This window comes from Sorangiineae bacterium MSr11367 (assembly GCA_037157805.1).
Taxonomy (GTDB): Bacteria; Myxococcota_A; Polyangia; order Polyangiales; family Polyangiaceae; genus Pendulispora; species Pendulispora rubella.
On the sequence record CP089983.1, the window covers coordinates 3,421,815 to 3,430,813 of the forward strand.

Sequence of the window (8,999 nt, forward strand, 5' to 3'; positions counted from 1 at the left end):
TCGCTCCGCAGAATCGGTGTTTCGCCCCGGGCAGCATATCCACGGGACGCGGAGGGGGCGAGTGCGATGGCGCGAAAGGTCAGCCCAGGCGTCGCGCTTACGATGGAAGCAACGGTGCGATGAGCCGGTTCCAGAGCGCGTCTTTCATGTTGCGCCGGAAGAAGCCGAAGTGGCCGATGCGCGGCAGACCCACGTCGCCCGGGGTGAGCCGTACCATCTCGCGGCGGGTGCCCGTGTAGAAAGCGTGCAAGATCTCCGTATTTCGGCTGGACATCATTTCGTCGTCGGTGAAGGAAATGGACGTCAACGGCACCGTGACCGATGCAAAGCGTTGTCGTGCTGCGTCGCCCTCGATGCCGACGAGGTACTCGGGGTGCATACACCAACTGCGCCATTGCTTCATGACACCATGGGGTAGGTCGCCCACCATGTTGAATCGTTTGCCAGGGAAATATCCGTACGCGGCAAGAAGCGGCGGCACGATGGCGTGCCAAAGGAGGCCGGCACGCAGGCGCGTGGGCCGTGCATTGTGACGCCAGTAACCGGTGCCCGTTGCAATGGTCACGATGCGCTGCGCATGCTCGTGGCCGGGCACGAAGGGGACGAGTTGCCCGCCGAGGCTGTGCCCGATCCAGGTGATAGGGAGGCCTTTTGCGCGTTGCCGCAGCACCGACAGCACCGTGCCCGTGTCGCGGGCCCATGTGAATAAGTCGCCGCCGACGTCGCGCAGCTTGCCGTGGAGCGAGCCGCCGATACCTCGGTAGTCGAAGGTCACGGCGAGGAACCCGCGATCGGCAAGCCAGCGCGCGAAGGCGTCGTAATAGAGTTGGGGCACGGCCATTGCGGGCGCGAGCAGGACGGCGCCGCGGGCGAGCCGTTCCGGGTAGTACCAGCTCGTGCCGAGCTCGTAGCCGTCTTCGGCCTGGAGCATTTCGGTTTCGCGCGTGGCCATCGCCCACGGCTCGCCGCCGCCCGCGCGTGCATGGCGCGGAAGAGGAGTGGAGCGCTTTTCGAATGGGATGCTTTGCATGGTCATCATCAATGTCCCCAGTGGTGACATTGGCCAAGGTGGGGGCGCTTCGGGCGGCCGTCAAGGGCTCCCACTGGACGGGAGGAGCTGCTATCCGTAGAGGTCGTGGCTCGATTGAGCGCTCCAAAGCGCAAAGAACCGGGGGAGTACCATCATGGCGACCTGCGCCGTGCGCTGCTCGAGGCCGCGCTTACCATGGTGGTCGAAAGCGGGCCGGAGTCGTTCAGCGTGCGTGAGGCCGCTCGCCGGGTGGGGGTCGATCACCGCGCGGCCTACCGGCACTTTGCGGACAAGGCCACTGTCTTGGCGGAGCTCGCTCAAGAGGGCTACGAGCGCATCGCCCGAACGTGGAACACGGTGTTGGCCGAGCTCCCCGAGGAGCAGGTGCACGCGCGGCTCCTGGCGCTGGGCCGGACGTACATCGAATTTGCGTACCGCGAGCCGGGGCGCTACCGCGTCATGACCGGGCCGCGGCTCAACGAGGAGGGCCGCTTTCCCGCATTGGAGGTGCCCATCGACGTGGGCATGAATCTCTTGAGAAGCGAATTGCGCGCAGGCATGGCCCGTGGCCTCCTGCACGAGGCCGACGTGTCCGAATGCGCGATCACGCTATGGTCCGCGATGCACGGGCTCGCGAGCTCGATTGTCATGCGGCGCATTCGCGTGCGAAAAGACCAATTGGCTACGTTTGCCGAGCGCACGTTTGGCTGCACCGTACGCGGTTTGGAAAAATAGGAGTGAATTCGGTGGGCAGCACGAACGAAAAGACCGCACCTGGCTCGCTCCCGCTCGTTGGCATACCGGGTATCCACGAAGTATCGACACCCTCCGAGTTGCGCATCGTGATCGACGCACCGATTTGGGCCACCGCAGGCTGGTGCTTTCTCATCCTGTTCGCCATCACGCTCCTCAACACTGCCATACTAGCGTATGTCGATCGGGTTTCTCCCGGCGCAACGTGGCGCGATACGGTGCGGTCCATGTCCGTTCCGGCGTGGATTGTTCTCCCCTTCTTGAGCTTCAAGCTCGGACTGCTGGCACGTGCACACACTTTGATCGTCACCCCCGAGGAGATTCGCGTGCTCTGGGGGCGTTGGACGAGAACGATGAAACTGTCCGATTGTCGCGATATTTGGACCTACGAAATAAAGACTCGGAGGGTAAGGGGGCGGATGCACGGGAGCGCCTTTGGCATCCAATTCGTGGGGCCTCGATGGCCCATTCAGATCATCGGTCGCGTCGCCGACGACGACCACGACCCGCTGGGGACTGCCCACATCCTTCGAGCGCGGGTCCGGTACGTCATGGCCGCGTTCAAAATGCGCGATATCGAACGAGTTCCCTATCGCGGAAGTGAGTAGCCGCCGCAAAAGCAAAGAGCTACAACCGTACATCGATGTAGACGTTGCGGCGTTGCTCCTGGAGCCAGGTTTTCCATTGGCGGTCGACGATGTCCCTCATGGCCTCGTCGCGCATGAGTGGTTTGACGGAGTCGTAATCCGGTATCGGCGGCGTTTTGGCCAATTGCACGACCAGGATAGCGTCCGCGCCCTCGAAGACGGGGAGGGACGTTTCGCCCTCGTTCAGCGAGTTGACCGTGTCCTGCAGCACCGGGAGAAGATCGGAAAACGGGTGCGGTCCGCTCGAGCCACAGGTGCTCTTGGTGGACACGTCGTCCGAATGACGGGTCACCAGTTGGCAAAAGTCTTCCCCGGCGCGCGCACGCCGTGAAATGTCGGCGGCGAGGCGTTCACGCTCACGCCGCTGCGCTTCGGTGGTCGTCATGTCGAGTCGAAGTGCGATGATCCGCAGATCGACTGGACGGCCTTCTTCCATTTTTTTGCGCCATCGCGCATATGCGGCGCGCATATCGGTTTCACCGACGCGCACGCGCTGGAGGATGCGCAATTGAACCAACTTCCCATGCAGCACCTGACGCCGCAGCTCCTCGCGGTAATCGGCCTCGCTGAATCCTTCGCGTTCGGCGGCTTTCAGAAGAGCCGCAGGGGATAGCTTTTGGCCTTCGGCCACCGCCCGGATGGCGCGGTCGATCTCCGTGCTGGACACCGCGAGGTTGCTCCGCGTGGCGGCCTGTTCCGAGAGCATATCGTCGATCATGCGATCGAGAAGCTCTCGGTATACCTGCGTCTCTTGCGCCGCGCGGGTCGCCGGGTTCGTCGGGCTCTTGTAAATCTGCATCAAGAGCGGTTTGGCCCTTTTTCGGAGTTCGCTCAGGAGAATCGCACGTTCGCCCACGACGGCCACGATGCGTTCCACGATGGTGGCGTAACTCACGTGGGCCACGATTGAAATGGCCACGAGCGCCATGAACCGAGTTGTCTGCTTGATGTGCAAGGGAAACCCGCCGAAGGAAGCCATCCCCTGGACAGGCCCTAGGGCGGATTCATTCCCGGTCGGCGCAATCCGTTTCAGAAAATGCCACTCAGTGAGAGCGTGCCACCGGTGCCGTTCGGGGCGGGGGCCGCGCCCACCCAGTAGGTGCGCGGGGCGGACGCATCCACGCGGTGAAAGTGCGGGACGAGGACGCCGATGCCGGCGCCGGCCATCGTGCCCGCGATCACGTCCGTCGGAAAGTGTGCGCCGGCGCGAACGCGCTCGAACGCGACGAAGGTCGTGAGTGCCGAGCCCGCGAACAGGGTGATCCATGGACGGAGAGAGCCCGGCGAGCGCACGAACGCGAGGTACGTGGCCGTCGCGGTGATCGCCGCCGAGACGGACGCGTGACCCGAGAAAAACGAGAGCGAGCTGTCCGTGTTCGCGTTCGAGTAATTGGGATCGTCCCGATGCTCGTCCAAGTCTTTGTACGCAATGGGGCGCGGGCGGCGGACGGCAATCTTGGCGAGATTGGTGACGCCGATGGTGAGGGTGACGGATTCGGCGTAGAGGATTTCGTCCACCAACACCGTGTGGGCGCTCTTCTCGCGAAAGCCGCTCACGATGGGGTCGATGAGCGCGAAGCCGATCAAGGCGGCCAGGCCGATGTTGGAGTACGTGGCCGCATTCGGATCGATGGTTTGTGTGACCGCTCCGCGGTCGATCTTCAGGAGACTGTTCGTCTGGAACGTGGGGCTGATCTGTTGCGGGCGTATCTCCCCGGTTCCCATGACCAGATCGAGCAGGCCGGCGAAACCCGCGTTGACGGCGACGATGGCCCCGTCAGTGACGGGCTGGACGGCGAATTTCGGGGCCGCGGGAGGCTTCTCGGAGAGCGGGGCCGTCGATGGGGGCAACGTCTGCGCGGCCGCGTCCTGTTCGAACAACGAGACTACGGCGCATGTGCAAGCAAAAATTCGAGACGTCGCAGCCAGCTTCTTCGCCATGAAGTCCTCCCGGGGCGAAGATACGCGATGCACGCGCCTTACGTGCGTTCGGATCTCATCGAAGCTCTCCCGCAAGCCGCACGTCGGAGAGCACCTCGTCGAAGGCCACCTCGGCGGCGCCGAGCAATACGCCGTCCGTGCCCAGCGCGGAGAGCGTGAAGGGCGGAGGAGCCTCGCGGCGAAAGCTCATGAGTCCATCGCGGTAGGCGCGGTCGAGGGCCTCGGGTGCGGCGGTGGCGAGTTCGCGCGCGAGCCCCGAAAGGGTGATTCGGTCGGGATCCAATGCGTTGACCAGCGCGGCGGTGCCGTGCCCGAAGGCGGCGGTGACCGAGGCCACCGCCTTGCGGGCTCGTGGGTTGCCGCCCAGGGCATCGCGCACGATCCGTTCGGCGGCGCTGCGGGGATCGCGCGGGGGAGGCTGCCCGAGATGGCGGGCCATGGCGCGGCCGTCGACCTCGAGATCCCAGCAGCCACGGGCGCCGCACGGACAGCGAAGGGTGCGATCGCCAAAGGGCATGTGCCCAAACTCGCCCGCGGCGCCGCTCGAGCCCAGCGCAGGGCTGCCGTCGACGACGAGAACCCCGCCCACGCCGACCTCGATGGTCAAATGCAACAACACGCCCACGCCGCGACCGGCGCCGCGCCGGGCTTCCGCAACGCCGGCGAGCGAGGCGTCATTTCCCAAGAGCAAGGTGATGCCGGGGCGAATGCGCAACGCCTCGATTCCGACGTTACTCCAGCCCAAGGTGGATTGCACGACGCGGCCGCGTTGCACGGTGCCCGAGACGGCGACCGAAATGGCCCGCAGCCGCGGCACGCATTCGCGGCTCGCCCCCGCGATCTGCTTTCGCAGGACGGCGAGCACGGAATCCGCATCCGTCGCGCCGTGGCGTCCGGAGCGCTCCTCGACGATGCCCGCCCCCAATTCGACGATGGCCATGCGCCAGCGTTCGTGGCCGATCTCCACGGCGCACACCAACGGCCCTTTGGGGTGCGGGACCAACGTCGGTGAGGGGCGGCCACGGTGACCCGTCTTCGGGCCCTCGATCTCGTCGATCCATTTCCTGGCGCGCAGACGTGTCGTGATCTCGGTGGCCGAGCCCGTGCCCAGGGCGAGGGCTTTGGCCATTTGCGCGCGGGTTGAGCCGGGGTTCGCGTGCACGTAGCGCAACACGGCAAGCTCCCCCTGACGGCGCAAGGCGGTGGCGTGGTGATTGTCCGTGGTCACGGTGTGGCTTGTCCTCGAGGGGTGCGCTATTATACTCGGGCTATGAGTAAAATCGAGGGCGCGCTTTCCCGTGGCGAGTCCACGCGGCGGATTTACGCGGCGCACGGCGTTCTCGGGTACCTGCTCTCGGGCTTCGGCATGATCCTGCCGGAGCTGCGTCAGGACCTCGGCCTGGGGCGGGCCGAGGTGGCGCTTTACCCGTCGGCCTTTGCCCTGGGCTTGGTGCTCGTGGGCTTGTGCGGCGATGGTTTGTTGCGCGCGCTCGGTGCGCAGGCCATGCGGAGTGCCATCGGAGCGCAAATCGGCGGAGCGCTGCTCCTGGCGTCGGGCTTCGGCCGCCTGGCCGGCGGCGTGGGGGCGCTGCTGTTCGGCCTGGGGCTGGCCATCATGGTCAACTTCGCACCGGCGCGTTTTCGTGAGGACCATGGCGATCTCGCGCCGCTGGCCATCGCCGAAGCCACGGGCATGGCCAGCGCGTCGTCGGTGCTCGCTCCGCTGGTTCTGGGCGCGTCCTTGTCGGCGGGGAAAGGTTGGCACATGGCCTTCGTCGCACCCCCGCTGGTGGCGGCGCTGCCCCTCGTCGTGCGAGCGATGCCCGCGGCGCACACGCGCGAGGCGCCAGAAACGCGAAGACCGCGCGAGGCCCCTCGGGCGCCCTCGGGCTTTTTCCTTCTCTGGCTCGACGTCGTGCTCGTCGTCTCCGTCGAGTTCTCCGTGCTCTTCTGGGCTGCGGACTTCTTGCAGGTCGGGCGCCAGCTCGCATCGGGCACGGCCACGTCGATGGTCGCGCTCTTCGTATCGGGCATGGCCACCGGGCGAATTGCCAGCACGTTGGTGCTGCGACGCGTGCCGCGGCCGGGCCACGTTCTCGCCGGCTCGGCGGCCATGGCGACGGTCGGATATGCGATTTTCTGGCAAATCGATCATACCGCAGCGACCGTGCTCGGGCTCTTCGCCACGGGGCTCGGCGTGGCGTTGCTTTATCCGCTCACCTTGGGCGCGGTCATGGCCTCTTGGCCGGACCATCCCCATCGGGCCGCGGCCCGTGGCGCGCTTGCGTCGGGCTGTGCGATCGGCCTCGCGCCGCTTTGCTTGGGGATGATTGCCGACGCGGTGGACCTTCGCGCCGGGATGCTTCTCACGCCGCTGATTCTCGTGGCATTCTTGATTCGATGCATCGTTCGCGAGGTGAAATCCCCCGCGTTGAACCGAGGAGTTTGCTCATGAAGGTGGCATTGGTGACGGGCGCATCGCGCGGTTTGGGCGCGGTCATGGCGACGACGCTGGCGAAGGACGGCTGGGCCGTCGCCGTGAATTACGCGAACGACAGCGCCGGGGCGAACCAGGTCGTCTCCCGGATCGAAGCGCACGGCGGCCGAGCCTTCGCGGCTCGCTTCAGCGTGATCGACTCCGCCGCGCTCCGCCCCGGCCTCGAGGCCATTGCGCGCCAATTGGGGCCGGTGGACTTGATCGTCAACAACGCCACCGGGCCGCAGCCGGAAATGCCCATCCTGGAGCAATCGTGGCGGACGTACCTCGACCAATTGGAGTTCTTCGTCAAGGCGCCGCTCGAGTTGTTGCAGGTCGTACTCCCCGATTGGCGTGCGCGCAAATCGGGGCGCATCATCAACATTGGCTCCGAGGTGGCCGAATTGGGGAATCCCTACTTCGGCAATTATGCCTCCGCCAAAGGCGCCATGCTTTCGATGACGCGGTCGTGGGCAAGAGAATTGGGGCCCGAGGGCATTACCGTGAACCTGGTGGCCCCCGGTTGGATTCCCGTGGAGCGTCACGTGGACGCGTCGCAAGGAAGCCGTGACGACTATCTGGAGCGGACGCCGTTGCGCCACTTCGGCAAGCCCGAGGACATCGCCGACATGGTGGCGTTCCTCGCGTCCGACAAAGCCGATTTCATCACCGGCCAACGCTTCGCCGTCAACGGCGGCCGCACCGTGACCTGACCCGCCATGGCTGGCGTCAGGGCGTTGGCCGCGCGATGCGCTGCTGGGCGAGGGGGATTCGCTGCTTCAGACGCGGCATGACCTTCGCGGCAAAGAGACGCAGACTCCTCTCGGCCGCGTCGTAGGGCATGCCGGCGATGCTGAAGACGCCCATGAAGCCTTCGGCGCCGGTGCGCGTCTGGATATCGATGATCTTTTCGTAACACTGGTCCGGCGTGCCCCAGGGGTTCAGCCCGACGAAGAATTCACTCATCGAGTCGATGCCGCGCGGGGCGCTCATCATGCCCTGCAGTTTGTCGTAGCTCTCGTAGCCCTTGATCTTCGACAGGTGATCTCCGACGAGCTCGTAGTGCTGAACCAGCGAGCGCCAATAGCCGCCGATGTACTCGCGGGCATGCGTCTTGGCCCGCTCGACGTCGTCGTCGCAAACCACCCAGCCGACGACGAGTGGCGGCGGTGCTTCGGCCGCGTTCACCTCGCGGAAGACGCGCCGGTACTCCTCGAGCTCGATGGCGACCGTGTCCCAAGGCTTCTGGGGCATGATGACCATTCCGATGCCTAGCTTGGCCAAGATGCGTGCCGACTCGGGCGATACCGCGGCTGCGTAGGTGCGTCCGCGAAATGTCTTGAAGGGACGCGGGCGGATGTCGCGCTTTGCTTGCTTGATGAACTTGCCATCGAACTCGCAGTAACCGCGCTCGAGCCCCGTGAGGATCATTTCTGCAGCCTCATTGAAGCTTCCACGGCTCTCCTCTTGTCGGACCCCGAGCCCCTCGAACTCGATGCGTCCGAGGCCGCGCCCCATGCCGAAGATGAACCTGCCGTTGCTCATGGTATCGAGCATGGCCACCTGTTCGGCCACGCGCATGGGATGATGCCAAGGCAACACCACCACCATGGACCCGAGGCGGATCCTTCGCGTGCGCCCCGCCATGTACGTCAGGTACTGCAGGACGTCGGGGCATACGGCGTGGCCGGTGAAATGATGTTCCACGCCCCAGAGGGACTCGAAACCCAGCGGCTCGGCCAAGTCGGCGAGGCGAAGTTCGTTTTGATAAACGTCACGGTCGGTACGACCTTCGAGCTCGGATTGAAAGATGACTCCCGTTCCAACGTGCATGCCATTCTCCTCTTGAGCGCATTCCGGTCACGGATCCAAATCAAACATAGAAATAAGTACGCAATCGAATGCGGTGCATCGTGATTTAAATATCGCTAGCTAGTGGGTACTGTCATTTCCCATGAACAAAATCTTGTCCAGCGCAAAAGATTTTCCGGAGCGTTGCCGTCTCGGCGATATAGATCTAGAGAAGAGTAAATTCGCGACCACTGCGGCTCGATAGACGTAATTCTTACAATCGCGTCATCGATGGCCGTGGTGTCGTCGGCGCGCGTGTGACCCATCACCCGCGTGAGTTTTCTCCTGCATTCCGAGAAAA

9 protein-coding genes are annotated in these 8,999 nt (G+C 64.7%); 4 read left to right on the plus strand and 5 right to left on the minus strand.

Annotated elements, in window-relative coordinates; genetic code table 11:
* Positions 1–97 precede the first annotated feature (97 nt).
* Positions 98–1,030 (minus strand): alpha/beta hydrolase, encoded by a 933-nt coding sequence (locus LVJ94_13880; GenBank protein ID WXB08321.1) that lies wholly within the window; start codon positions 1,028–1,030, stop codon positions 98–100.
* A gap of 105 nt (positions 1,031–1,135) precedes the next feature.
* On the opposite strand from LVJ94_13880, the gene LVJ94_13885 reads away from it, so the two are divergent.
* Positions 1,136–1,765 carry a TetR/AcrR family transcriptional regulator gene (locus LVJ94_13885; protein ID WXB08322.1) on the plus strand — a complete coding sequence of 210 codons (630 nt, stop codon included), beginning with the start codon at positions 1,136–1,138 and terminating at the stop codon, positions 1,763–1,765.
* An 11-nt stretch (positions 1,766–1,776) separates the two neighbouring features.
* Positions 1,777–2,391, plus strand: a complete 615-nt coding sequence (locus LVJ94_13890; GenBank protein ID WXB08323.1) for a hypothetical protein — start codon at positions 1,777–1,779, stop codon at positions 2,389–2,391.
* Positions 2,392–2,410: 19 nt separating this feature from the next.
* Here the strand turns inward: LVJ94_13890 and LVJ94_13895 are convergent, their stop codons facing one another.
* From LVJ94_13895 to LVJ94_13905, 3 genes are read right to left on the minus strand one after another with little or no spacing between them, the layout of a single operon-like run.
* Positions 2,411–3,409 carry a SurA N-terminal domain-containing protein gene (locus LVJ94_13895; protein WXB08324.1) on the minus strand — a complete coding sequence of 333 codons (999 nt, stop codon included), beginning with the start codon at positions 3,407–3,409 and terminating at the stop codon, positions 2,411–2,413.
* Positions 3,410–3,459: 50 nt separating this feature from the next.
* Positions 3,460–4,371 (minus strand): phosphatase PAP2 family protein, encoded by a 912-nt coding sequence (locus LVJ94_13900; protein ID WXB08325.1) that lies wholly within the window; start codon positions 4,369–4,371, stop codon positions 3,460–3,462.
* Positions 4,372–4,426: 55 nt separating this feature from the next.
* Positions 4,427–5,599: an ROK family protein gene (locus tag LVJ94_13905; GenBank protein WXB08326.1), complete on the minus strand. Its 1,173-nt coding sequence runs from the start codon at positions 5,597–5,599 to the stop codon at positions 4,427–4,429.
* A 42-nt stretch (positions 5,600–5,641) separates the two neighbouring features.
* Between LVJ94_13905 and LVJ94_13910 the strand changes: the two genes are divergently transcribed.
* Positions 5,642–6,826 (plus strand): hypothetical protein, encoded by a 1,185-nt coding sequence (locus LVJ94_13910; protein WXB08327.1) that lies wholly within the window; start codon positions 5,642–5,644, stop codon positions 6,824–6,826.
* Positions 6,823–7,560 carry an SDR family oxidoreductase gene (locus LVJ94_13915; GenBank protein ID WXB08328.1) on the plus strand — a complete coding sequence of 246 codons (738 nt, stop codon included), beginning with the start codon at positions 6,823–6,825 and terminating at the stop codon, positions 7,558–7,560. Before LVJ94_13910 ends, LVJ94_13915 begins: the two co-directional genes overlap by 4 nt.
* A 16-nt stretch (positions 7,561–7,576) precedes the next feature.
* On the opposite strand, the gene LVJ94_13920 is transcribed toward LVJ94_13915, so the two are convergent.
* Positions 7,577–8,680 (minus strand): LLM class flavin-dependent oxidoreductase, encoded by a 1,104-nt coding sequence (locus tag LVJ94_13920; GenBank protein WXB08329.1) that lies wholly within the window; start codon positions 8,678–8,680, stop codon positions 7,577–7,579.
* Positions 8,681–8,999 lie beyond the last annotated feature (319 nt).

Excerpts from the sequence above, each read along its gene's own strand:
- LVJ94_13880 (WXB08321.1), bottom strand. The coding sequence starts at position 1,030 with ATGCAAAGCATCCCATTCGAAAAGCGCTCCACTCCTCTTCCGCGCCAT.
- LVJ94_13895 (WXB08324.1), bottom strand. The coding sequence starts at position 3,409 with ATGGCTTCCTTCGGCGGGTTTCCCTTGCACATCAAGCAGACAACTCGG.
- LVJ94_13900 (WXB08325.1), bottom strand. The coding sequence starts at position 4,371 with ATGGCGAAGAAGCTGGCTGCGACGTCTCGAATTTTTGCTTGCACATGC.
- LVJ94_13910 (WXB08327.1), top strand. The coding sequence starts at position 5,642 with ATGAGTAAAATCGAGGGCGCGCTTTCCCGTGGCGAGTCCACGCGGCGG.
- LVJ94_13915 (WXB08328.1), top strand. The coding sequence starts at position 6,823 with ATGAAGGTGGCATTGGTGACGGGCGCATCGCGCGGTTTGGGCGCGGTC.
- LVJ94_13920 (WXB08329.1), bottom strand. The coding sequence starts at position 8,680 with ATGCACGTTGGAACGGGAGTCATCTTTCAATCCGAGCTCGAAGGTCGT.